Genomic DNA, 25,231 nt, shown 5'->3' with positions numbered 1-25,231 from the left:
ATAAAACAGCAGGAAGAGGAGCAAAACCAGAGATTGTTTTGCTCCCACACCAATTTTACAGATGTTCCTCAGCATAAGAGGCTAAACGGCTGCGCACAACGCCGTTCAGATACAGGTTTACGCTACCCTCAAAATCTTTAAAACGCTCAACAATATAGGTTAATCCCGAGGTTACTGGGGTGAGATAGGCGCTATCGATTTGTGCCAGATTGCCTGAGCAAACAATTTTAGTGCCCTCACCACAGCGGGTAATAATGGTTTTTAGCTGTGACGCACTTAAATTCTGGCACTCATCAAGCAGGACAAATGCATTTTGAATCGAGCGCCCGCGCATAAAGTTAATCGATTTAAACTGGATATTGGCTTTATCCTGAATATATTTGATCGATGCCTCGGTGTTGTGATCGTTTTTATGCAGCACCTCAAGCGTATCGGTAATGGCTGCCAGCCACGGCATCATTTTTTCCTCTTCGGTGCCCGGTAAATAGCCAATTGACTCGCCGATATCTGGCGTATTGCGGGTGACGATAATCTTATCGAACATCTTTTTCTCGATCACCTGTTCGAGCGCGGCGGCCATTGCCAATAGAGTTTTACCGCTACCGGCAGGGCCAGTTAAGATCACCAAATCAATCGAGGGATCGAGCAGGGCATGCAGCGCCATCGCCTGATACATATTTTTCGGGTGGATACCCCAGGCCTGGCGATGCATCATTTTCTCGCGGCCAAGATCGCGAAATGTGACGCGATCCTCGCCAATAGCGCAGATGCGTCCGGCAAAATGCTCGGTATCATCAAACAGATATTCATTGATATGCGCTGTCGGGATCAGTGAAGCATCAACGGCGTGGTAAGTTTCTCGCCCCTCATGCTGGGTTTGGCAGACCTCGACCTTATCCCAAAAATTACCGGGAAGATGGCGAAAACCCTTGGTCAGGAAGCGGACATCATCAATAAGTTGATCGGTACGGTAATCTTCAACCCGTATCACTCCCGCGCCTTTGGCACGCAGGCGCATATTAATATCTTTAGTGACTAAAATAATCGGTTGAGGGGCGCGCTGCTTTTGCAGGTATAATACCCCATTGAGGATACGGCTATCGCCCTCTTTATGCGGGAAGGCGAAGGCCGTTTCATCGAGGCCGTAATCAGCAAAAATAGCGATGCAGCCTGATGCCTGAGCGCCGTGTTTACTGAGCGGAACACCGGCAGCTATCTCTTCGGCAGTGGCATCAAGAAACACACTTTCGAGCATACGAATCGCGATTCTGGCCTCGCGTGATACGTCGCGTTTACTATCCTTAATCCTGTCGAGCTCTTCAAGTACGGTCATCGGGATGATGACATTGTGTTCCTGAAACGAAAAAATAGACTGGGGTTCATGGAGTAGAATATTGGTATCGAGGACGAAATTTTTTCGTTCGTCTGTGCCCATAGCAATCTCCTTGTCAGTGTTAAAACAGTGCGCTCTTTGCACGGGTGTTGCCCCTTTTGTTAAGTGTAGCAACGTATTAACAATCAAACGCATACTTCATGACATGCTTGTGACAATCGCACAGTTTTTAGAGTATTGAATACGGATAAATCCGTGACGGGAAACACACCTTGAATTACCATAGCGCCCTTTCCCGCACCCACCCCAAAGAAGAGAGTTGAGTCCGCACTATGCCTTTTGCACTTGGTCAACGTTGGATCAGTGATACTGAGAGTGAGTTGGGTTTAGGTACGGTCGTGGCGATAGAAGCCCGCACCGTGACTATCCTGTTTCCTGTTTCCGGTGAAAACCGCGTCTATTCCCGCGTTGATGCGCCGGTAACCCGCGTCATGTTCAATCAAGGCGACACAATCAGCTGCCATGAGGGCTGGAAATTGTGTGTCGAAGAGGTGCTGGAAGCACACGGAGTACTGACCTACATCGGTACACGCGTAGATACCGAAGAGGAAAATGTCACCCTGCGTGAGGTGATGCTAGACAACAAGCTGACCTTCAGCCGCCCGCAGGATCGTCTGTTTGCCGGTCAGATTGATAGGATGGATCGCTTTGCACTGCGTTATCGCGCCCTGAACCATCAGCGCGATCAGTTCCGCTCACCACTGCGCGGATTACGCGGCGTGCGTGCCAGCCTTATCCCGCATCAGGTTTATATTGCCCATGAAGTGGGCTGCCGTTATGCACCGCGTGTTCTGCTGGCCGATGAAGTGGGTTTGGGTAAAACCATTGAAGCGGGGATGATCATTCATCAGCAACTGCTCTCTGGCCGTGCCGAGCGGGTGTTGGTGGTCGTGCCTGAATCTTTACAGCACCAGTGGCTGGTGGAGATGCTGCGCCGTTTCAATCTACGTTTTGCGCTGTTTGATGAAGAGCGCTGTGCTGAAGCGGGGCTTGATGCCGAGAACCCGTTTGAAACCGAACAGCTGGTGATCTGCTCACTCGATTTTATCCGTAAAAAACGCCAGCGTTGCGAGCAGGCCGTTGATGCTGAGTGGGATCTGCTGGTGGTGGATGAAGCTCACCATCTGGTTTGGGATGAAGAGAAACCGAGCCGCGAATATCAGGTGGTCGAAGCGCTGGCTGAGAATATTCCGGGCGTGTTGCTGCTGACTGCCACCCCTGAGCAGCTTGGCCAGCAGAGCCATTTTGCCCGTTTGCGCTTGCTCGACCCTGATCGTTTTCATGATTACGAAGAGTTTGTTGCCGAGCAGCAGCAGTATCAGCCGATTGCTGATGCCGTTGCTGATATTACCGGTGGCAAACCACTGACGGTTGCGGCACAAAACCTGCTGACTGAGCTGCTGCCAGAGCAAGACGTTGAGCCGCTGTTGAAAGTGATCAATGCCAAGAGTGTGGATGAAGCTGAGCGTATCAGTGCCCGCCAGACGTTGATCAGTAATCTGATGGATCGCCATGGCACTGGCCGCGTACTGTTCCGTAATACCCGTCAGGGTGTGAAGGGCTTTCCACAACGCAGCTTAAACCAGATCACTTTGCCACTGCCAAGCCAGTATCAGACCGCCATTCGCGTTGCGCGTATGATGGGATCAAGCAAGATTGATGATCGTGCGCTGCAGATGCTCTATCCCGAACAAATTTATCAAGCTTTTGAGGGCGAAAATGCCACTTGGTGGAACTTTGACCCGCGGGTTGAGTGGCTGCTGACATTCTTGAAAAATCACCGTGATGACAAGGTGTTGGTGATCTGTGCGAAAGCGGAAACCGCGGTGCATTTAGAGCAGGCACTGCGTGAGCGTGAAGCGATTCGGGCTGCGGTATTCCATGAAGGGCTGTCAATTATTGAGCGTGATAAAGCCTCGGCCTACTTTGCGCAGCAAGAAGAGGGCGCGCAGGTGCTGCTCTGCTCTGAAATTGGCTCGGAAGGGCGCAATTTCCAGTTTGCCAGCCAGTTGGTGATGTTTGACTTGCCGATGAACCCAGATCTGCTTGAGCAGCGGATTGGCCGTCTTGACCGTATCGGTCAGCGCCACGATATCGCTATTCATGTTCCTTGCCTTGAAGGCACATCACAGGCGCTGCTGTCGCGTTGGTTCCATGAGGGGCTGGATGCGTTTGAGCACACTTGCCCGACCGGACGGCCGGTGTACGATCAGTTTGTTGAGCGTTTGATTCCGTTTTTGGCTGACCCAAGTGCGACGGAAGGTTTTGATGAGCTGATTGCCGACAGCCGCGCGCTGCACGACAGCCTGAAAGCCAAGCTGGAAACGGGCCGTGATCGTCTACTTGAGATGCACTCCAATGGCGGCACAGAAGCACAGGCGTTGGCCGAAAAAATTGGTGAACAAGATGGCGATACTGACTTAGTCAGTTTTGCGCTGAATCTGTTTGATATTATCGGGGTGCAGCAAGAAGATCGCGGTGAGCACATGCTGGTACTTGAACCGACCGGCCATATGCTAGTGCCTGATTTCCCGGGCTTGCCGTCAGATGGCTGTACAGTAACCTTTGATCGCGATGTGGCTTTGTCGCGCGAAGATGCCCAGTTTTTGACATGGGAACACCCGATTCTACGCAACGGCATTGATCTGATTTTGTCCGGTGATACCGGAATGACCGCAATGTCTTTGCTGAAAAACAAAGCGCTGCCAGCCGGAACGCTGCTGCTGGAGCTGGTCTATGTGGTTGAGGCGCAAGCCCCGAAACACCTGCAACTGACCCGCTTCCTGCCGCCAAGCCCGATTCGCTTGCTGATGGATGTAAACGGTAATGACTTGTCTCAGTCAGTCGCATTCGAAGCGCTGAACCGCCAGCTTAGCCCGGTGAATCGTCATACCGGTAGCAAACTGGTCAATGCGGTACAAAAAGAGATCCACGCGATGCTGACACTGGCCGAGCCGAAAGCCACTGAATTGGCGCGCATTGAAATTGATGCAGCCCGTCAGCTGGCAGATAACGTGATGACTGCCGAACTCGATCGCATGTTGGCACTCAAAGCGGTCAATCCGAACATCCGTGATGATGAAGTCACCGTGCTGGAGCTGGGCCGTAAGCAAGTGATGCAGCATCTTGATGAAGCCAACTGGCGGTTAGATTCGCTGCGTGTGGTTGTGGTTACGCATCAATAAGTGTTTAGCAAAGGTCATCGCATGGCACAATCAAGTAGCACCAAACGGCAGCGTAAAGCCGCTTATCTGGCGGGAGAGCCTCCCGCCCCTAGCGGCGCGCCGCCGCTGGAGTCTTACCATCCGCCGACTGATCCTTGGCTGGAGATCCTCTATCAGGATGCCAGCATTATGGTAGTCAACAAACCGAGCGGGCTGTTGTCAGTGCAGGGGCGAGCGCCTGAGCACCGCGACAGCATTATGCAGCGGGTACAGGATGACTATCCGCTGGCCGAATCGGTACATCGCCTTGATATGGCGACCAGTGGCGTGCTGGTGGTGGCATTAACTAAACAGGCCGAGCGTGAGCTCAAACGTCAGTTTCGTGAGCGTGAGCCGAAAAAAGCGTATATCGCCCGAATCTGGGGGCACCCTGAGCACGATAGCGGTGAGATAGATTTACCGCTGGTGTGTGACTGGCCGAATCGGCCACAGCAGAAGGTGTGCCATGAAACCGGCAAGCCGGCTCAGACGCTGTATCAGGTGCTGAGCCGCGATTTAGATGGAACAAGCCGTGTTAAACTGACACCAATCACTGGCCGTTCACACCAGTTGCGGGTACACATGCTGGCACTGGGACATCCGATTTTAGGTGATCGCTTTTATGCCAACGCACAGGCACAGGCGATGGCTGAACGCTTGCAGTTGCATGCGCTGGAGCTGAATATCACCCATCCAAAAACCGGTGAGCCGTTACAGTTTTGCTGCGAGCCTGATTTTTGAAATCAGCAAAAATAGGCGAGAACAAAACTCGCTCCAAACAAAAAGAAAGAGTTAAAGGAAGTTATATGATTCAAGTAGTAGGTCATAAAAACCCAGACAGCGATAGCATCTGCTCGGCGCTGGTAGCAACCGCACTGCTGCAAGCGCGCGGTCTGAATGCCAAGGCTGTACGTCAGGGTGACATCAACCGTGAAACTCAGTTTATCTTAAATAAAGCCGGTGTTGAGCAGCCAGATATGTGTACTGGTGTGGCCGGACAACAAGTCTGGCTGGTAGATTATTCCGATATGGCGCAAGGCCCGGACGATCTGGCACAGGCTGAAATTCTGGGTATCGTTGATCACCACCGTTTAGGTGATGTGACCACCGCACAGCCGCTGGAAGCGTGGATTTGGCCAGTAGGCTGCACCAACACTATTTTGTTCAACCTGTTCAAAATGGAAAATGCTCCGATCACTCGCCCGCTGGCGATTCTGATGATGTCGGCCATCATCAGTGACACCGTCGGTTTTGCTTCACCTACCTGCACGCAAAAAGATAAAGATGCGGTCTATGCGTTAGCAGAGCTGGCTGAAATTACCGATCTGGATGATTTTATCACCGAGCTGCTGATTGCTAAAACCGATATCGCCGGCTTGAGCGCGGCAGAGCTGGTCGAAAAAGATCTGAAAGCTTATCCGCTGAATGGCCATAATGTGGTCGTTGGCCAGATTGAGCTGGCAACACTGGCGCAAGTTGATGAGATGATCGATGCACTGAATGCCGATTTGCAGCGCCGTTGCAGCGAAGATTCACTGGTCTTGGCCGCTCTGATGCTGACTGACATTACTACTGCAACCACCCGTCTGCTGTATCAGGGCGAATGGTCAGCAAAATTAGAAGCACATGCTGACAACGGTGTTCTGATGATGCAAAACACCCTGAGCCGTAAAAAGCAGGGCTGGCCGTGGCTACAACAAGTTCTGGCTTAATTCTCTGCTCAAATATCCGGTGCTGATGATGCACTGTAGTGGTTAATTGGGCGATAAAGATAAAAAGCAACCTCACTGAGGTTGCTTTTTTTTTAGACAAAAATTGTCGCAATCTGAAGCAGATATTCGCACTTCCCTACAGAAAGATACATTGGTCGGTTGTATCGTAACTGCAATGGCGTTATCGCCGAGTTATTCCATACGGAGCACTGGTCATGAAAGTTGATATTTCTATTCCTGATGCAAACAGAAAACAGATCGCTGACAGTTTGGCTCACCTTCTGGCTGAAAGCTTCAGCCTCTACCTGAGTACGCACTATTTTCACTGGAACGTGAAGGGCATGCGTTTTTTGCCGATTCATCAAATGTTTGAACAGCAGTACACAGGTATTTGGAATTCACTCGATGATATCGCCGAGCGTATTCGTGAGTTGGGTTTTGAAGCGCCGGGATCATTTAGTGCATACCAAGAAATGAGCCGTTTACCTGAACCACAATCAAACCTTAGCAACAATGAGATGATTACCTTCCTGCTGCAAGGCCACGCTACCGTGATTGAGCGCATTCGCGGTATCTATCCGCTGACCGGTGAAGTGATGGATGGTGCAACCGCCTCACTGTTAGATGATCGCTGCACTGCACATGAAAAAATGGCGTGGATGCTACGTAGCTACCTCGAAGAGTGAGTTATCCCTTTTTTTCAGTGAATAATTCGGTTTTTCCGGTACATAAATAGCGCCGGTTAACATCGGACTTTATCCCCAACGGCAGAGCGCTTTTTAGCACCTGCCGTTTTGTCTGAAGATCGTGATATCCCCACACAGATTTTATTGTTTTTATCCCCTAAAGTTATTTTGCTGCAGTTTTATCTTTTAAAGCCCTATTTTCAGGCTATATTTTCAAGCCATGTATGCAGGCATCAGGGATCTCTATGCGTATTTTTTCCAGTTTTTGGCGTTATTTAGCGCAAAATCAGCGCCTGTTTTTACGTGTACTGCACGCAGGCATTGCACTGCTGGTGATTTTGCAGATTATCAACAGCAACGGCATGCACTTTACGCCTGAACAACAGATCGGTGCCGGCTGGCTGGATCAACTGTGTACATGGTTGCATATCGGTAGCGGCATTGTCGCATTACTGCTGACTGCACTGTTACTGCCTTACTGTTTACTGACCCGTGGGCTGCGCTATTTTTACCCTTACTTATGGGGGGATACACAGCAGATCACTGCTGATGTGCGCGAACTGCTGCATTTTCGGCTGCCTGAATCACAACCCAAAGGGTTGGCAACCTGCATTCAGGGGTTGGGATTAGGCGCATTGCTGCTGGTGGTGGTATCAGGGATTAGTTGGTTTGTACTTTGGCGCAGCGGCTCAGTGTGGGCGGCCGATGTTAAATCACTGCATAAAGCGCTGACCGGTTTGATAGAGGTGTATATCATCGGGCACGGCGGCATGGCGTTACTGCATTTTATTTTCTGGTATCGCCGCCAACCGAAACAAGCCTAGTCTAGCTGTACTTACCCAACAGGCTGACCAAACAGCATTCACCTTCGCGTGAGTTAATCAATCGTAAGACTCTAGCTCTTTTTGGATCTCTTGTTGGATCCATGAGAGCACTTTACCGTGGTAAGCAGCGGGGGAGGCATAAGCGGCATAATCACGCCACTGCATGCTGAATTTATGTTTAAGCACCTGCAACTGATCATGGCGCAACTGGGTTTGCACCAGCGGGATCGGCAAAATAGCCCAGCCAAGCTTATCAACCACTGCATCACGGATCATCTCAAAGCAAGATAGCCCGATATGATCACCGCTGACCGGTTGCAGCGTTTTCACTGATTCATCATCCACATACGACAGCGTAATTTGCGTATGTGATTCCAGATCATTGTGCTGAACCCGTTTTAACAGCGCCAGCGGATGGCTTTTTTCCACCACCATCATCGTCCGCAGCGGATGCAGCACCTCAATTTTCAGTGACGAGTTCTCCTGCTCTTGGGTCAGTAGCCCAAAGGCTGCATCGACAATGCCCTCTTCAACCAGTGCGGGCAATTCGGGCGGTGATGCCAACACCAAAGAGACACTGGTGCCGGCAAACTGTTGTTTCAACTGGCCTAACAACCGCCGCCAGAAAACTTCTGATAGCGCATCATCGCGTGCGATGCGCAGCAAGGCTTCCGCGCCGGTGGCGTAGTGCTGGCATTTCTGTTCGATGATATAGGCAATTTGTAAAATCCGTTCACTGTCATCCAAAATCTGTTCACCGATAACAGTCAATTCCGTTAAGTTTGAACCGCGTTCAAAAAGACTGACACCTAAGCTATCTTCCAGTGCACTGATTGCCGTGCTCACGGTACTGCGGCTTTTGCCCAAACGGCGTGCCGCTTCGGTAATTGAGCCGTTATTGGCGGCTTCTACAAACATTTCTAACTGCGAGAACTTCATTGGCTACTCCAGACATCAGCGGCTGATCCTAGAGGGTGTAAACAAATTGTCAAACAGTAGCGTCGGAAAAGTTGACGCTGAGCGATTAGTATATTGCTAGCAGGAAGGCTAGAGTAACGCTGTGCCGCAAACGTTATCAGCAGATCACGGGGCATTAAGGATATTAAAGGGTACTCACATGTTATTCGCATGGATGTTTCTGTTACTGGCTATTATTACCGAAGTTGCAGGAACATCATCTATCAATAAAATTATCGAAAACGGTTCATTTTTCAGTTATTTGCCTATGTGGGCAGGGATCGGAATATCTTACTTTTTCCTCTCTAAAGCGATCAAGAAAATTCCTATTGGCATCGCTTATGCACTGTGGGAAGGGGTAGGGGTGACCTTAATTACACTGATATCGGTGTTTATTTTTGGCTACTCGCTCTCGTTACAAGAGATGATCGGGTTAGCGCTGGCCGTCACCGGTATTATTATGGTGAACGCGGGTGAAAGCCATCCACAACAGGAGGAGGCGTAATGTTACATATTGGATTCGTTATTGCTGCTGCCCTGCTGGATGTTGCTGCAAATATGGCACTGAATAAGTCCAAAGGTTTTAAACGTAAGCGCTGGGGTTTTCTCTCTATTTTACTGGTTATGAGTGCGTTTACGTTATTGACCGAAGCCGTTCGGGGTATGGATCTTGCCGTGGCCTACGCGTCATGGGGTGCAATTGGTATTTTAGGTACGGCCATTGGTAGCTGGATTATCTTTAAAGAGAAACTCAAACCGATTGGTTGGGCCGGTATTGTAGTCATTGCAACATCGGTTGTGATTATGCACTCAGCGTAATGGTTTACAGTGGTTTACGTCAGTTTCATGTAAACCTGATATAAAAAAGCGGATAAGAGATCACTCTTATCCGCTTTTTTGATTAGATCTAAAAACTCAGCGTAAAAAGGCCGGTTGATGGCTTTCGTAAGCACTGATTTTATCGGCATGCTGCAAGGTTAGGCCAATGCTGTCTAATCCGTTAAGCAGGCAGTGGCGGTGAAACGGGTCGAGCGTAAAAGCGTAGGTGTTTTCGCCATTATTGCTATTGGCATTACTATCAATATTGTTATCCGTATTGTTATCAGCGCCACAGACTGACACCGTTTGTGCTGTCAGATCAATGGTCAATTGCGTGCTTGGGTTGGCCGCAACATGGGTAAATAGTGCATCAATATCGGCTGCGGCTAAACGTACCGGTAACAGTTGGTTGTTGATGGCATTACCGTAAAAAATATCAGCAAAGCTCGGTGCAATAATCACTTTAAAGCCGTAATCGGCCAGAGCCCACGGCGCATGCTCGCGCGACGAACCACACCCGAAATTCTCTCGGGTCAGTAAGACTGAGGCACTGCGATATACCGGCAGATTCAGAATAAACGCAGGGTTTTCCTGTGTACCGGTATCATCGAGAAAACGCCAGTCATGGAACAGGTGCTGACCAAAGCCAGTACGGGTCACTTTTTGTAAAAACTGCTTCGGAATAATGGCATCGGTATCGATATTGGCAGCATCTAACGGTGCGACAATGCCGGTATGTTGCGTGAATCCTGTCATGTATCACTCCTTTTTCCCATGCAGAGTGTCTGCTGTGCACAGGCTATCGTATAGAGATAAGTCAAGTCGGGGCTTACCCGAATTGCGGCGGGTTATCTGCGAAACTGCGCACATCGGTGAAATGCCCTTTGATTGCAGCGGCGGCTGCCATCGCTGGGCTGACCAGATGGGTGCGTCCGCCACGCCCTTGCCGCCCCTCAAAATTGCGGTTACTGGTTGATGCACAGCGCTCACCAGCAGCCAAGCGATCATTGTTCATCGCCAAGCACATAGAGCAGCCGGGCAACCGCCACTCAAAGCCAGCATCGATGAAAATTTTATCCAGCCCTTCGGCTTCGGCTTGCGCTTTCACCAGACCAGAGCCGGGCACCACCAACGCCTGTACTCCGCTGGCCACTTTATGCCCTTTGGCAATACTGGCCGCTGCACGCAGATCTTCAATGCGTGAGTTGGTACAAGAGCCGATAAACACTTTATCGATGCGAATATCTGACAGCTTTTCGCCCGCCTGCAACCCCATATAGTGCAACGCTTTTTCTGCCGATACGCGTTCATTGGTATCACTAAATGATGTCGGTGCGGGGATTGGCTGATCAATGGCAATCACCTGTCCGGGGTTGGTTCCCCATGTCACTTGCGGAGCGATTTCGCTGGCGTGCAGGGTGATGGTGTGGTCAAAGTGGGCATCTGCATCACTGCGCAGTGTTGCCCAGTAAGCTACGGCTTCTGCCCAGTCTTCACCTTGCGGAGCAAACGGGCGGTTTTCCAAATAAGCAAAGGTGGTGGCATCAGGGGCGATCAGCCCAGCTTTTGCACCCAGCTCAATGGCCATGTTGCAAACGGTCATGCGGCCTTCCATGCTCAGAGCGGTGATGGCCTCGCCGCAGAACTCGACCACATACCCAGTACCTCCGGCATGACCGACTTTGCCAATCACCGCCAGTACAATATCTTTTGCGGTGATCCCGCCAGAAACTTGCCCCTGCACCTCAATTTTCAGTGTTTTTGCCCGGCTTTGTTTGAGGGTTTGCGAGGCTAGTACATGCTCAACTTCAGAGGTGCCGATACCAAATGCTAGCGCGCCAAATGCACCGTGAGTGGCTGTGTGCGAATCACCACACACAATGGTCATTCCCGGTAAGGTTAGCCCTTGCTCTGGCCCCATTACATGCACAATGCCCTGATTAGGGTGATCTAAATCGTACAAGGTGATGCCAAATTCAGCGCAGTTTTTTGCCAATTCCTGCATCTGGATACGTGCCATTTCGCCGGATGCTGCAATATCACGGGTTTGAGTCGAGACGTTGTGATCCATCGTCGCAAAGGTTTTGCTAGGCTGGCGGACAGCTCGCTGCATGGCACGCAGGCCGTCAAATGCCTGCGGTGATGTGACTTCATGCACCAAATGGCGGTCAATATACAGTAGTGGTGTTTCACCGGCTGTTTCATGCACTACGTGGGCATCGAACAATTTTTGGTACAGTGTTTTTGGGTGCAATGTTGTTGAGTGCAAGGTTTTTCCCATGATTTACATCCTTGTGGCGCAATTGCGCCTGCATTCGTTACGGTTCACGAATCACGGTTTGCAACCAACTGGCTGTTCACAGCCAAGTGCCAGCCGATTGCAAGGCTGCCGTGGTTTGCCTCGCCTTAAGCTGTTTCAGCAACCTGTGCTACAGCACCGGCCTGCTCAGTGATATAGGCGGCAATTTTGCTGCCCATTTCAGCGGTGCTGAGTGCCGTTTGCTCGCCAGCCAGATCGGTGGTACGCCAACCTTGTGCCAATACTGCGGTCACGGCCTGCTCAATGGCTTGCGCCGCAGATTCTTGCCCTAGGCTGTAGCGCAACATCAGTGCGGCAGATAAAATCTGGGCTATCGGGTTGGCGATACCTTTTCCGGCGATATCCGGCGCAGAGCCGCCGGCCGGTTCAAACAGCCCAAAGCGGCTTTCGTTCAGGCTAGCAGAAGGCAGCATGCCCATTGAACCGGTGATCATGGCGCACTCATCCGACAAAATATCGCCAAAAATATTCGAGCACAGTAATACATCAAACTGATCAGGGGCTTTAATCAACTGCATGGTGGCGTTGTCGATATAGATGTGTTCCAGCTTCACATCGGGGTACTCTTTGGCGATGCTGCTGACCACTTCGCGCCATAAAATTGAGCTTTGCAGCACGTTGGCTTTATCCACTGAAGTCACTTTGGCACGGCGAACACGCGCCGATTCAAAGGCGATGCGGGCAATTCGCTCAATTTCGTAACGATGATAAATTTCGGTATCAAAGGCGTGCTCTTGCGCGCCTTCACCTGCGCGGCCTTTCGGCTGACCAAAGTAGATCCCGCCGGTCAGCTCGCGTACACAAACAATATCAAAACCGCGCGCAGCAATATCCGCCCGTAACGGGCAAAAATCTTCCAGCCCTGCATACAGGGTTGCTGGGCGCAGATTACAAAACAGTTGGAAGTGTTTGCGCAGTGGCAGCAGAGCGCCGCGTTCCGGTTGCTGCTGAGGGGGCAGGTGTTCCCACTTCGGCCCGCCGACTGAGCCAAATAAAATGGCATCGGCCGCTTCGCAGCCCGAGAGTGTTTCCGCCGGTAGCGGTGTGCCGTGCAGATCAATGGCAATGCCGCCGACAGGGTGTTCGTTGTATGCTAAGCTGAAACCAAAATGCGGTTGCACTGCGGCCAGCACTTTAATCGCTTCTTGCATCACTTCCGGCCCGATACCGTCTCCGGCTAATACGGCGATAGTGTAGTGGTTGTTGGTGTGATGATGGTCTGCGGCGTCTGTTGTCATCCCTGTCATGATTGTGCTGCCTCTGTACGTTGTTGGTGAATGCGTTGTGTTTCTTGAGAAACCCGCTGAGCACGGTGAATTGCGTTGATAACGTGGATCAGCGCTTGCGCAGAAGATTCGATAATGTCGGTTTCCAGCCCGACACCGTGGAAGCGGCGGCCCTGATAATCAGCCACGATATCCACCTGACCGAGCGCATCTTTGCCCTGACCTTTGGCCGATAACTGGTAGTTCACAATGCTGATTTCATAACCGGTAATACGGTTGATGCACTGATAGACCGCATCGACCGGCCCGTTGCCAGTAGCCGCTTCGGTATATTCATTCTCGCCGGCCTTTAGGCGTACTGATGCGGTGGCCATCACGCTGCCACCGGATTGCACGCTCAGGTAGTTCAGGCAAAAATGCTCTGACTCTTCCTGCTGCATATTGATAAAGGCCAGCGCCTCCAGATCATAATCAAACACTTGCCCCTTTTTATCGGCCAGTTTCAAAAAGGCGGCGTAGAGCGAATCAATGTCGTAATTGCTTTCTGAATAGCCCATCGCTTCCATGCGGTGTTTCACCGCCGCACGACCTGAGCGTGAGGTCAGATTTAACTGATTTTGGTTTAACCCGATAGATTCCGGCGTGATAATTTCGTAGTTCGATTTATTTTTCAGCATGCCATCTTGGTGAATGCCGGAAGAGTGGGCAAAAGCGTTCGCGCCGACAATGGCCTTGTTTGCCTGTACTGGCATATTGCACAACTGGCTGACCAACTGGCTGGTGCGGTGAATATCTTGGTGGCGAATGCCGGTGTGCACGCCCAGCAAATCTGCGCGGGTTTTGATGATCATCGCCACCTCTTCGAGTGAACAGTTACCGGCCCGTTCGCCGATCCCGTTCATGGTGCACTCAATTTGGCGTGCACCGGCTTGTACTGCCGCAATCGAATTGGCCACCGATAACCCGAGATCGTTATGGCAATGCACTGAGATCACCGCCTGATCAATATTGGGTACGCGGTTAAACAGGGTTTCAATAATGCCGCCAAACTGGCTCGGAATGGTATAACCCACCGTATCGGGGATGTTGATAGTTTTTGCACCGGCACGAATGGCTGCCTCAACCACACGGCACAAATTATCAATCGGTGTTCGCCCTGCATCTTCGCAAGAGAACTCCACATCATCGGTATACTGGCGCGCACGTTTTACCGCGCGTACTGCCATCTCGAGCACATCATCAAAACTGCGCTTGAGCTTAGTTTCAATATGCAACGTTGAAGTGGCAATAAAGGTATGAATACGAAACGCCTCGGCCACTTTTAATGACTCAGCGGCAACATCAATATCCTGATCGACCGCGCGGGCCAGTGCGCAGACTCGGCTGTGTTTAATATTGCGGGCAATGGTTTGTACTGACTCAAAATCGCCTGGCGAAGAGACAGGAAACCCCACCTCCATCACATCCACCCCTAAGCGTTCAAGCGCAAAGGCAATTTGCAACTTCTCTTTCACGCTTAAGCTGGCGCGTAACGCCTGTTCCCCGTCGCGTAACGTGGTATCGAATATAATGACCTGATTACTCATGATAAAAATTCCTTTTGCTGTCGTACCATCCCTGCGGTCAGCCGGAAAAAAAAGCCCGCGCTGACTGCGCGGGCTCGGGGATTTGGTTTGCTGACCGTTCTCGTTGCTACTTGAACAAACCCTGAGCTGACCCGCGCTGATAAGCAGCGAGTAGGAGTAGGTTAAGTAGCAGCGAAGTGATATTCATGGTCGCGTTCTCATTCATCTAATGATTAATTAAGGGATAAAGAGGTATCGGTTGGCGATAAAATATCCGCAATGCTTATGTGATACTTCAGATGTTATGTCTTTGTCAATAGTTTGATTGGAATGGTTGAATCAGGGAAATAAAACTGCTGCAAAACTATCAATGAATTGTCATCTTGGGTTTATAGAGTAAAGCCAAGTCTGCTCGGTTCAATCAGGAGAAGTCTATGGTGCGTTTATCCTTGCGGCGTTTTGATCTGGCGGTTTCAACATTTTGTTTATGCCACCGTTTCAATCATGCTGTCGCCCGGATCTCCCGTATGGTGTCGCGTACCGGTGATGGCCCGCTCTATCTGCTGGTGGGCGTACTGCTTTACTACACTGAACCTCATGCGGGCCCGCATTTTTTACGCACCGGCTGTCTGGCTTTTGCAGTTGAGCTGCCGATTTACTGGCTACTGAAAAACAGCATCCGGCGTGATAGACCCCTGAATCTCCCCTGTTTTATTGTACCCTCTGATCGTTACAGCCTACCTTCTGGCCACACCGCTGCCGCGTTTTTAATGACAGGGTTAGTGGCCGCTTACTATCCATTCTGGTTACCCATCGCCTTAAGTTGGGCATTGCTGATTGGTTTGTCACGCGTGCTGCTTGGCGTACATTTTCTGACAGACATTATTGCCGGAGCAATCTTGGGGCTAGGCTGTTCCACTCTGGCACTGGAGTGGGCATGAAGATTTTATACGGGATACAAGGCACGGGAAATGGTCATTTGTCGCGCGGCCGCGCCTTAGTGCCGGCATTACGGCAGCAAGGCGTACAGGTGGATGTGATCTGCTCGGGGCGCAACCCGAATGACTATTTTGATATGCAGGTTTTTGGCCGCTATCAGACCCGCCGAGGGCTGAGTTTTGTTTCACAGCATGGCAAAATTGCACTGGGGAAAACCGTTCGGCACAACCATTTGTTACAACTGCTACGCGATATTCATGCTCTCGATCTGCGTGGATATGATCTGGTTTTTAGCGATTTTGAGCCGATCAGCGCATGGGCAGCACAGCGTGCCGGCGTACCGAGCCTGACGGTCAGCCATCAGGCTGCTTTTCAATACCCTATCCTCAAAGAGGGTGATAGCCTGCTTAACCGCCAATTGATGCGCCATTTTGCGCCAGTACAACAGGCGATTGGCCTGCACTGGTTTCACCATGATTGCCTGATTCTTCCACCGATTATTGATAGCAGCACAACCTTAACAGCCAGTGATAACGGGCAGATCTTGGTGTATCTGCCGTTTGAGAATTTAAACAGTATCTTGCACTGGCTGAGCGAGTGCCGCCATGCCACGTTTGATTGTTTTCACCCAGCGGTAAAGCAAGAGAAAAAACACAAAAATATCCGTTTGTATCCGCTATCGCACGCACGTTTTCGTCAGGCTCTGGCCAGTTGTCATGGCGTGATTGCTAATGCCGGTTTTGAACTACCCTCTGAAGCGATGGCGCTGGGGAAAAAGCTGCTGGTAAAGCCGCTACAAGGGCAGTTTGAACAACAAAGTAATGCGTTAACACTCGATATTATGGGGTTGGCAACCCGTCTTAATCAGCTCGATCAGGGCGCGCTGCATCACTGGCTGCACAGCAGCGCGGTTGGCCGGGTAGTTTTTCCTGATGTGGCCTGTGCAGTTTCCCGCTGGATAGCTGATGGCGCGTCAGGCGATGTTTCTGCCCTGAAAAAAAGATTGTGGGCAAGCGTAGAGTTTCCGGAAAGTGTGGTTGAAAGCTTGCAAGATTGTAGCCCGCTCGATAGCGATCTCTCACTACCGGCACTGAACCTTTACACCGAGTTCGGTTTATAAGTCGAACTTAAAAGGAACAGGTTGTCTAAAAAAGCCATTTTTGGGCGGGATAAAAATACCATTCTGTTGCATTTATCCGCTTTGTGAGTGCTTACTCATAAACAGCTGTTTAAATCCTTTTCTTCTATCGACAAGTTCAGTTACACTTATTGTTATCTAAGCGTACAACTGTACGCTGAAACTTACCCACGAATTTTAAGGTCCGAAGATGAAAGGTTATCACCTGATAGAGCGTATCCAGGATCAGATTTCCCGTAATCCCGCAAAGGTTGCCATGCGTGATCAGCAAGGCAAAGCGTGGATTGACATCTGTTGGCAGGAAGCCAATGAGCGCCTGCGCGCCACCGCCCGAGCATTACTGAGCCTCGGTGTTGGCGTACAAGAGCGCGTGGCGATTTTTTCCCAGAATATGGCTGAGTGGACACTCACTGACTTGGCCATTTTGCACCTACGCGCAATTACCGTTCCCATTTACCCGACCAACACCGCGGCACAAACTGCATACGTGCTGGATGATGCCGATGTCCGCATTTTATTTGTTGGCGAACAGGCGCAGATGAATGCTGCTATTGCACTGCAAGAGACTTGCCCGCAGTTAACGCACATTATTGCCCTTGATCCGAAAGTTGATTTAAAAGGGTGCAGCATTGCCTGCCATCTGGCTGATTTCCGCCAGCAGGGTACGGCAGAGTTTGACGCAGAGTTGGAGAGCCGCATTGCTGATCGTGATTTGGCCGATCTGTTTACCCTGATTTATACCTCGGGCACAACCGGTGAGCCAAAAGGCGTTATGCTCGATTACCGCAATATGGCCACACAGCTGCATTTACACGATGATCGTTTAAGCCTAACTGAAGATGATGTTTCTCTCAGCTTCCTGCCGTTGTCGCACGTATTTGAACGCGCATGGTGTTTCTATGTGCTGCACCGTGGCGCGGTGAATGTCTTTTTGCGTGATCCGCATAAAGCGCAGGCCGCGATGTTGGCGGTACGCCCGACCGTAATGTGTGCAGTCCCTCGCTTTTACGAAAAAGTGTTCAGCGCCATTCACGATAAAGTGGCAAAAGCTCCGCTTATCCGCCGCATGCTGTTTAAGTGGGCCGTGAAAACCGGTGAGAAATATTTTTGGTGCTTGCGCCAGAAGCGTCGTCCAGGCGCGCTTTTACAGGGCAGCTATCGTCTGGCTGATAAGCTGGTGTTGAGCAAATTGCGTGGTGCTCTGGGTGGCCGAACCCGTTTTTTACCAACATCGGGTGCAAAACTCGATGACGGTATTAACCTGTTTTTCCAGTCAATCGGCATCAACATTAAGTACGGTTACGGTATGACCGAAACCTGTGCCACCGTAACCTGCTGGGAAGATGACGAGTACCAGTTTGGCTCTATTGGTACGCCGCTGCCGGGTTTGGAAGTGCGGATTGCTGCAGACCAAGAGAATGAAATTCAGGTTCGCGGTACATCGGTTATGCGTGGTTACTACAACAAACCAGAAGAGACCGCAAACAGCTTTACCACTGATGGCTGGTTAAAAACCGGTGATGCAGGCGCTGTTGACGAACACGGCAATTTTTTCATCACCGAGCGGATTAAAGATCTGATGAAAACATCGGGCGGGAAGTATATCGCACCGCAGATGATTGAAGGTGCGCTGGGGCAGGATCGCTTCATTGAGCAGATTGCCGTGATTGCTGATACGCGTAAATTTGTTTCTGCCTTAATCGTACCTTGTTTTGAATCTTTAGAAGATTATGCCCGTAGCGTGAATATTAAATATCACGATCGTATGGAGCTGTTGAAGAACGGCCAGATCCGTGAAATGTTCGAGCAACGTTTGAAAGGTATTCAGAAAGAGCTGGCGCGTTTTGAGCAGGTAAAACGTTTTACACTGCTGCCAGATGCTTTCACGATGGAGAGTGGTGAACTCACACCAACGCTAAAACTGCGCCGGAAGATCATTTCACAGCGTTATCAGCGTGAAATTGACTCTATGTACGAATAAAGCGTAATTGGCACTCTATTTTCATAAAAAAAACCACCGCAAGGTGGTTTTTTTTATGCTGCTATCCCGCCCATAAGAAGATTTTGCTTCTTTCCTATTGATTGAAATATTCCTCTGTATTTTATTAATTAACCCTGTGTTATCACTGTATTTCATATTTGCATTAATCTTGTGGATAATTAACGTGCTGTAATGATGGACTTTGTTACAAAATCAACGTTAAAGTGAGTTAGGCCGTGGTTTTGCTCTTATCAGGTTAATTACAGAGTGAAATAGGGTAATTAACCCATTAATACCACCACTAAAAATCAGTAGATGCTTAGTAATCAATAAGATAAGCAACCATGCTGGAAGCTTAGGAATCGAATCCGACCGGGAGACAGACGTATGGAGATGTTGTCAGGCGCCGAAATGGTGGTGCAAGCACTGCACGATCAAGGTATTAAACATGTTTTCGGTTATCCCGGGGGAGCTGTGCTTGATATTTATGACGCACTGCATACCCTAGGCTGCATTGAGCATGTGCTGGTTCGTCACGAGCAAGCGGCTGTGCATATGGCTGATGGCTATGCGCGAGCAACCGGACAAGTGGGCGTGGCGCTAGTCACGTCAGGGCCGGGGGCGACCAACGCCATTACCGGTATTGCCACAGCCTATACCGATTCGATTCCGCTGGTGGTGCTCTCCGGTCAGGTGGCAACCAGCCTGATTGGTAATGATGCCTTTCAAGAGTGCGATATGGTGGGCATTTCACGCCCTGTCGTGAAGCACAGCTTTTTGGTTAAGCGCACTGAAGATATCCCACTGGTGATGAAAAAAGCGTTCTATATTGCTGCCACCGGCCGCCCGGGGCCGGTAGTGGTAGATTTACCCAAAGATATTCTTAATCCCGCTAATAAGTTGCCGTACAGTTATCCTGAAAGTGTTGAGTTGCGCTCGTATCACCCGAATGTGACAGGGCATACCGGTCAGATTAAAAAAGGTTTGCAAGCGTTGCTTGCTGCCCGTCAGCCGGTGATTTATGCCGGTGGCGGTGTCATTGGTGCTAATTGCAGCGAACTGCTGACTACCTTTGCCCGCAGATTAAATGTACCGGTGACCACTACGTTAATGGGGCTAGGGGCATTTCCCGGCAATGATCCGCAAAGTGTGGGCATGTTGGGCATGCACGGCACCTATGAAGCGAATATGGTGATGCATAATGCGGATCTGATTTTTGCCATTGGCGTGCGTTTTGACGATCGCACCACCAATAACGTGGCAAAATATTGCCCGAACGCTACGATCCTGCACATTGATATTGATCCTACCTCGATCTCGAAAACCATAGCCGTTGATATTCCGATCGTCGGTTGTGCTGAAAATGTGCTGAATAAAATGCTGACATTGTTGGATGAGCAGTACCCTGATTATGATTCGGCAGTGCTGACTGGCTGGTGGCAGCAAATCAGTCAGTGGCGTGCCCGTAAGTGTCTTGATTTCCCGCGTGATAGCGTAAAAATCAAACCGCAGGCAGCGATTGAGGCCTTGTATAAACTAACAAACGGCGAGGCTTATGTGACTTCTGATGTCGGGCAGCATCAGATGTTTGCCGCGCTGTATTACCCGTTTGCTAAACCGCGTCGCTGGATTAACTCCGGTGGGTTGGGCACTATGGGTTTTGGTTTCCCTGCTGCTATTGGCGTTAAAATGGCATTGCCACACGAGCAAGTGGTGTGTGTGACCGGTGATGGCAGTATTCAAATGAATATTCAAGAGCTATCAACCGCGCTGCAATATGATGTTCCAGTGGTGATTGTTAATCTTAATAACCGCTTTTTAGGGATGGTGAAGCAGTGGCAAGATATGATCTATTCCGGCCGCCATTCACACTCTTATATGGAATCTCTACCTGATTTTGTCAAAATTGCCGAAGCTTACGGGCATGTTGGTATTGCGATTCGTACACCTGAAGAGCTTGAGCCGAAATTAGCGCAGGCATTGGCAATTAAAAATCGTTTAGTGTTTGTGGATATTACCGTAGATGAAACCGAGCATGTTTACCCGATGCTGGTACGCGGTGGCGCTATGGATGAAATGTGGTTAAGTAAAACGGAGAGAACTTAATGCGCAGGATCTTATCGGTATTATTAGAGAACGAGTCTGGGGCATTATCCCGTGTTATCGGGTTGTTTTCCCAGCGCGGTTATAACATTGAAACATTAACCGTTGCGCCGACTGATGACCCAACACTATCACGAATTACGATAGTGACGGCCGGTGAAGAGAATGTGTTAGAACAAATTGAAAAACAGCTGCATAAGTTGATTGATGTACTCAAAGTTAGTGATTTAACGCAAGGCCCACATGTTGAGCGCGAGTTAATGCTGGTAAAAATGCAGGCACCCGCTGGGGTACGTGATGAACTAAAACGGATCACGGATATTTTTCGCGGGCAAATTGTGGATGTCAGTACGGTGTTGTATACCGTGCAATTAACCGGAACGAGTGAAAAGCTTGATGCATTTTTGGCTTCGGTAAAAGGCTGTACCGAGATTGTTGAGGTGGCACGCTCTGGTGTGGTGGGTATTTCACGTGGTGAGCGTTCAGTATTTGGCTAAGAGCAAGCGCTATGCATTGCCTTTGGTATTGAAATTTAAGCGTGAATTTACTGTTAGTCGAGTATAAAAAAGCGGGCATTTAAATGCCCGCTTTTTTATATGCTTATATCTTGATATTGTTAACTGTGTTGTTATTAACATCAGAAGTTAACCCTGTATGTTGTATTTGTTCGGTTAAATGGTTTGACCTGCTTTCTGTTTTTTTCCTTACATTACTTTATTATTACTTTTATTTTGTATGTTAATACTAACGCTAACACGGTATGGCATTAACGGTTTATCTTTTTTATTCGCTGCTTATCCTATTCTAGTCTTTCTGTTTTGTTTTTTTGTGCTTATATCATTTGGTTGATTGATATTTTTATTTACTAAGCCGGTGATTTTTGTCGTGTATCAATATGCTCAAGTTGCTGAATTGATTTCTTAAACAGATCAAATGCACGGCTAGAGTGCTGCTCTGTGAGCATGATGGCTTGCGGAATGTCTCGATTAAGAACAGCTTGCATCAGCTTTTCGTGTTCACCGTTATCATGGTAACGTTTATCATAATCTAAATGCACACTCACCCATACGTGCCGATAGCGGGCAATTTGCTCAAGAATATTTTGCAAAAACTCCTGCATTTTAGGGTTATTACTGCCGCTAAATAGTGCCAGATGAAATTGATTGTGTCTGATTTCCCACTCATCGTAATCAATATTCGGGTTTGCCGGATCATCTATTCTGGCCAGTTTATGGTGGCTAGTCAGGACATTAAGCTCCCACTCTTCACTGCCTTGCTCAATAGATTTGGTCAGTAAAATACGCTCTAAAATTTGCCGTGTTTCAAGAATATCTTCCAATTCGGCAACGGAAACAGGTGCAACCCAACAACCTTTTTGTGGCTCAATACAGACAAATTTTGACCATGATAATTTAATGAGTGCTTCGCGAATGGGTGATGCGCCAACGCCATAACGCTCTTTTAATTCGGCCACAACCAGTTTTTGACTTGGCTTTAATATTCCCAACAAAATGTCTTTTTTTATAATGTGGAATATTTTATCGGTAATGGTTTGACTCGACACACTTTCCCCCAAAAAACAACATACAGATCAATGAATGGTCATGGTAAATAAATGAAGCTCTGTTGCTTTTTTTGACCGCAGAGTATGTCATTTTTATAACAGGCCTACTATTGCATATCAAAAAATTACATGGAAAGTGTGAGCAGCGAAGAGTTTATTTTTCGCTATTTAGGTTCAGACTGTGGATGTGTAAATAAAGCGCTAAATACGTGAGTTTAAAATCAAAAAAATATTGCATAGAACGGTGTTTATGCGGTTAGATCTTCAATTATGTATAAATCTCATCAAAAGGGGATTGTAGTGAAATTAGATGAGATCGCCCGATTGGCCGGAGTGTCACGTACTACGGCCAGTTATGTCATTAATGGTAAGGCGAAACAGTACCGTGTAAGCGATAAAACGGTAGAAAAAGTGATGGCGGTGGTGCGTGAGCATAACTACCAGCCTAATGCTGTGGCCGCCGGTTTACGGGCAGGGCGTACCCGTTCGATCGGGTTAGTGATCCCAGATCTGGAGAACACCAGTTACACCCGTATTGCCAACCATTTAGAGCGTCGTGCGCGTCAGCATGGTTATCAATTACTGATTGCTTGCTCGGAAGATAATACTGACAACGAGATGCGCTGTGTCAGCCATCTATTGCAGCGTCAGGTAGATGCCTTGATTGTGTCTACTGCGCTTTCATCAACCCACGCGTTTTATCAGCAGTGGGCTGGGCGCGATCTGCCGATTATTGCCCTCGACCGTGCGCTTGATCCCCAGCATTTTATCAGTGTTGTGGGTGCTGACCGTGCTGATGCTGAAGTGCTCGGACATGAGCTGTTGCAGCAAAAAGATGTTGCTTCGATTGTTTATGTGGGCGCACTGCCTGAGTTATCGGTAAGTCAGCTGCGTGAGCAGGGTTTTCGTCAGGCTTGTGAAGGTGATAAGCGCAGCATTACCTACCTGCATGCAGCCAGTTATGAGCGTGATGCGGCCGCTGCGCGTTTTAAAATCTGGTTGCAGGATAATCCACTGCCTGATGCCCTCTTTACGACGTCGTTTGCGCTGTTACAAGGGGTACTCGATGAGATCATTGCGCATTACGGTAAGATCCCATCTTCACTGACCATTGCAACATTTGGTGATCACGAATTATTGGATTTTCTGGGCTGTAAGGTGATGTCTCTATCACAACGCCACCGTGATGTGGCTGAAACCGTGCTGAAACTGGTGCTTGATAGCCTTGATGGTACTGACAAACCGCAGCCGGGAATGACTCGCATGCAGCGTAAGCTGACATGGCGCGGTACGTTAAGCCGTCTGCATAGCGCAGAGTAAACGTCAAATTGCGTTACCGTATGGGTAACCTATGTCCGTGTGTTGTCAAAAAGTGTTGTCAAAAAAACATCGCACCTGCCTTTGCCGGCAGGTGCGCACTATCACTCCGCAAAAAGAACAACACAACAAGCACTGCACCGTATATCAGCGCAAAACCTCAGATCTCTGGTTGCCAGTTAATCGGCGCTAACCCTTTTTGCTGTAAAATTTGGTTGGTCTGTGAGAAGTGCTTACACCCCAGAAAACCACGGTGTGCCGAAAGCGGTGAAGGGTGTGGCGCGGTCAAAACATGGTGTCGCTGACGATCAATCATCTGCCCTTTTTTCTGCGCATGAGCCCCCCATAGCAGGAAAATAACCCCTTCGCGGTGCGTGTTAATCGCGGCAATCACTGCATCTGTAAAGGTTTCCCAGCCAAACTTGGCGTGTGAATGCGCCTTGCTACGCTCTACGGTTAATACTGTATTGAGCAGTAGAATCCCCTGAGTTGTCCAGCTGCTTAAACAGCCATGATTGGGTATTTCAAAGCCGGGAATATCGGCTTTCAGCTCTTTATACATATTGAGCAGTGAAGGGGGCGTGGCAATGCCCGGTTGCACTGAAAAACATAATCCGTGCGCCTGATTTGGCCCGTGATACGGATCTTGCCCCAAAATGACGACTTTTACCTGATCAATCGGAGTATAGCGAAAAGCACTGAAAACATCTTTTTCTGGGGGATAAATCTCTTTTCCTGCGGCTCTTTCTGCGGCAACGCGCTGCATGATATCCATAAAATAGGGTTGTTGCTTTTCCGCCCCAATAACTGAACTCCAGGTTTGTTCTGGCATGTTGAACCTCTTCGTGATTCAGCAAAATGAGTAGAATGACAACGCTACTCATCTCTTATCAACAGATAGAAAGCTCTCAGCTTACCCTGTTGCCCATCACACTGACTAGCCACAGTTTTGGCTGCATTGCCTCTTTGTTGCTATGCTGTTAACAAAAGGCTGGCGATGTTGAGGTATTTATGTCGATGATCAGTGCAAAAGAGTTTGCTCAGTGGTTGTTTGAGCGTTTTAAAAATAACAAACAGGGGGTTTATTTAACCCGTAAAGACATTAGCTTACTGACTGGTCGAACCAAATTTTCGCTCGATTTTGTACACGATATTCACCATGAACTGATGCCGCTGGGTATGGCATTTTCAACTGATACTACCCGTGAGTATTTTTTCCTGCTGCCTCTGTCGCAACAATACTGGCGGCATGCACTGGAAGAGCAGTATCAACATGATTTTATGAATGTCTTGCAGTTCGATAAATTAGAGAAAAGCTAAATTCGAACCTAGATCAGTTTTTGCTGGTTCTAAATTTACGCGCGTAAAGTTAAATGTGCGGCAGATCATTTTTAGCTGTGCAATTAGCCCTTACTTTTGATCTGGATATTGACATAAATCAAGCAAGGTCACACAATAACCATCAACAAAGGTTGTAAACTATC

At 49.1% G+C, this 25,231-nt stretch carries 22 protein-coding genes; 14 read left to right on the top strand and 8 right to left on the bottom strand.

Going from position 1 to position 25,231, the window contains the following annotated elements:
• Positions 1-55 precede the first annotated feature (55 nt).
• Entirely contained in the window at positions 56-1,435 is a 1,380-nt protein-coding gene (locus AC1HDJ_RS00550; RefSeq protein ID WP_479536380.1) for a PhoH family protein, read from the bottom strand.
• 230 nt (positions 1,436-1,665) lie between these two features.
• On the opposite strand from AC1HDJ_RS00550, the gene rapA reads away from it, so the two are divergent.
• The 5 genes from rapA (at position 1,666) to AC1HDJ_RS00525 (ending at position 7,818) form a co-directional block, all read left to right on the top strand.
• Positions 1,666-4,578, top strand: coding sequence for an RNA polymerase-associated protein RapA (rapA, locus tag AC1HDJ_RS00545; RefSeq protein ID WP_479536378.1), 2,913 nt, complete (start codon positions 1,666-1,668; stop codon positions 4,576-4,578).
• A 21-nt stretch (positions 4,579-4,599) separates the two neighbouring features.
• Positions 4,600-5,337 carry a bifunctional tRNA pseudouridine(32) synthase/23S rRNA pseudouridine(746) synthase RluA gene (gene rluA, locus AC1HDJ_RS00540; RefSeq protein ID WP_479536376.1) on the top strand — a complete coding sequence of 246 codons (738 nt, stop codon included), beginning with the start codon at positions 4,600-4,602 and terminating at the stop codon, positions 5,335-5,337.
• 65 nt (positions 5,338-5,402) lie between these two features.
• Positions 5,403-6,308: a manganese-dependent inorganic pyrophosphatase gene (locus tag AC1HDJ_RS00535; RefSeq protein ID WP_479536374.1), complete on the top strand. Its 906-nt coding sequence runs from the start codon at positions 5,403-5,405 to the stop codon at positions 6,306-6,308.
• A gap of 215 nt (positions 6,309-6,523) precedes the next feature.
• Positions 6,524-6,994 (top strand): Dps family protein, encoded by a 471-nt coding sequence (locus AC1HDJ_RS00530; protein WP_479536372.1) that lies wholly within the window; start codon positions 6,524-6,526, stop codon positions 6,992-6,994.
• Positions 6,995-7,239: 245 nt separating this feature from the next.
• On the top strand, positions 7,240-7,818 hold the full coding sequence (locus tag AC1HDJ_RS00525) for a cytochrome b/b6 domain-containing protein (protein WP_479536370.1): 579 nt from the start codon (positions 7,240-7,242) through the stop codon (positions 7,816-7,818).
• A gap of 57 nt (positions 7,819-7,875) precedes the next feature.
• Here AC1HDJ_RS00525 and AC1HDJ_RS00520 read toward each other — a convergent pair whose 3' ends face one another.
• Complete coding sequence (locus AC1HDJ_RS00520) at positions 7,876-8,757, bottom strand: LysR family transcriptional regulator (RefSeq protein WP_438623486.1); 882 nt, start codon at positions 8,755-8,757, stop codon at positions 7,876-7,878.
• A 178-nt stretch (positions 8,758-8,935) separates the two neighbouring features.
• Between AC1HDJ_RS00520 and AC1HDJ_RS00515 the strand changes: the two genes are divergently transcribed.
• Positions 8,936-9,280 carry a DMT family transporter gene (locus tag AC1HDJ_RS00515; RefSeq protein ID WP_438623487.1) on the top strand — a complete coding sequence of 115 codons (345 nt, stop codon included), beginning with the start codon at positions 8,936-8,938 and terminating at the stop codon, positions 9,278-9,280.
• A complete protein-coding gene (locus tag AC1HDJ_RS00510; protein WP_479536367.1) occupies positions 9,280-9,594 on the top strand; it encodes an SMR family transporter in 315 nt (104 codons plus the stop codon). The genes AC1HDJ_RS00515 and AC1HDJ_RS00510 overlap by 1 nt, the downstream gene beginning before the upstream one ends.
• A gap of 96 nt (positions 9,595-9,690) precedes the next feature.
• Here AC1HDJ_RS00510 and leuD read toward each other — a convergent pair whose 3' ends face one another.
• The 4 genes from leuD to leuA all read right to left on the bottom strand — a co-directional run bounded on the left by leuD (position 9,691) and on the right by leuA (position 14,726).
• Entirely contained in the window at positions 9,691-10,350 is a 660-nt protein-coding gene (gene leuD / locus AC1HDJ_RS00505) for a 3-isopropylmalate dehydratase small subunit (RefSeq protein WP_479536365.1), read from the bottom strand.
• Positions 10,351-10,423: 73 nt separating this feature from the next.
• Positions 10,424-11,875: a 3-isopropylmalate dehydratase large subunit gene (gene leuC / locus AC1HDJ_RS00500; protein WP_479536363.1), complete on the bottom strand. Its 1,452-nt coding sequence runs from the start codon at positions 11,873-11,875 to the stop codon at positions 10,424-10,426.
• A 125-nt stretch (positions 11,876-12,000) separates the two neighbouring features.
• Positions 12,001-13,152, bottom strand: a complete 1,152-nt coding sequence (gene leuB, locus AC1HDJ_RS00495; protein ID WP_479537168.1) for a 3-isopropylmalate dehydrogenase — start codon at positions 13,150-13,152, stop codon at positions 12,001-12,003.
• Between the two features lie 5 nt (positions 13,153-13,157).
• Positions 13,158-14,726: a 2-isopropylmalate synthase gene (gene leuA, locus AC1HDJ_RS00490; protein WP_479536361.1), complete on the bottom strand. Its 1,569-nt coding sequence runs from the start codon at positions 14,724-14,726 to the stop codon at positions 13,158-13,160.
• Positions 14,727-15,139: 413 nt separating this feature from the next.
• Between leuA and AC1HDJ_RS00485 the strand changes: the two genes are divergently transcribed.
• The 5 genes from AC1HDJ_RS00485 (at position 15,140) to ilvN (ending at position 21,363) form a co-directional block, all read left to right on the top strand.
• Entirely contained in the window at positions 15,140-15,646 is a 507-nt protein-coding gene (locus AC1HDJ_RS00485) for a phosphatase PAP2 family protein (protein ID WP_479536359.1), read from the top strand.
• Positions 15,643-16,764 carry an MJ1255/VC2487 family glycosyltransferase gene (locus AC1HDJ_RS00480; RefSeq protein WP_479536357.1) on the top strand — a complete coding sequence of 374 codons (1,122 nt, stop codon included), beginning with the start codon at positions 15,643-15,645 and terminating at the stop codon, positions 16,762-16,764. Before AC1HDJ_RS00485 ends, AC1HDJ_RS00480 begins: the two co-directional genes overlap by 4 nt.
• 208 nt (positions 16,765-16,972) lie before the next feature.
• On the top strand, positions 16,973-18,763 hold the full coding sequence (locus AC1HDJ_RS00475) for an AMP-dependent synthetase/ligase (protein WP_479536355.1): 1,791 nt from the start codon (positions 16,973-16,975) through the stop codon (positions 18,761-18,763).
• 387 nt (positions 18,764-19,150) lie between these two features.
• Positions 19,151-20,869: an acetolactate synthase 3 large subunit gene (gene ilvI, locus AC1HDJ_RS00470; protein WP_479536353.1), complete on the top strand. Its 1,719-nt coding sequence runs from the start codon at positions 19,151-19,153 to the stop codon at positions 20,867-20,869.
• The gene (gene ilvN / locus AC1HDJ_RS00465; RefSeq protein ID WP_438623497.1) at positions 20,869-21,363 is read left to right on the top strand and encodes an acetolactate synthase small subunit; all 495 of its coding nucleotides are present in this window, start codon (positions 20,869-20,871) and stop codon (positions 21,361-21,363) included. The genes ilvI and ilvN overlap by 1 nt, the downstream gene beginning before the upstream one ends.
• Positions 21,364-21,731: 368 nt before the next feature.
• Here the strand turns inward: ilvN and AC1HDJ_RS00460 are convergent, their stop codons facing one another.
• Entirely contained in the window at positions 21,732-22,430 is a 699-nt protein-coding gene (locus AC1HDJ_RS00460) for a GntR family transcriptional regulator (RefSeq protein ID WP_479536350.1), read from the bottom strand.
• A 300-nt stretch (positions 22,431-22,730) separates the two neighbouring features.
• Between AC1HDJ_RS00460 and cra the strand changes: the two genes are divergently transcribed.
• The gene (gene cra, locus AC1HDJ_RS00455) at positions 22,731-23,750 is read left to right on the top strand and encodes a catabolite repressor/activator (protein ID WP_479536348.1); all 1,020 of its coding nucleotides are present in this window, start codon (positions 22,731-22,733) and stop codon (positions 23,748-23,750) included.
• Positions 23,751-23,907: 157 nt separating this feature from the next.
• On the opposite strand, the gene ung is transcribed toward cra, so the two are convergent.
• Positions 23,908-24,579: a uracil-DNA glycosylase gene (gene ung, locus AC1HDJ_RS00450; RefSeq protein ID WP_479536346.1), complete on the bottom strand. Its 672-nt coding sequence runs from the start codon at positions 24,577-24,579 to the stop codon at positions 23,908-23,910.
• A 179-nt stretch (positions 24,580-24,758) separates the two neighbouring features.
• Between ung and AC1HDJ_RS00445 the strand changes: the two genes are divergently transcribed.
• Positions 24,759-25,067, top strand: a complete 309-nt coding sequence (locus AC1HDJ_RS00445) for a hypothetical protein (protein ID WP_438640419.1) — start codon at positions 24,759-24,761, stop codon at positions 25,065-25,067.
• Positions 25,068-25,231 lie beyond the last annotated feature (164 nt).

It is taken from the genome of Plesiomonas sp. ISS29 (assembly GCF_056522795.1).
The sequence above is the reverse complement of the archived record's forward strand: the minus strand, read 5'-3'. Positions and strand labels throughout refer to the sequence as shown.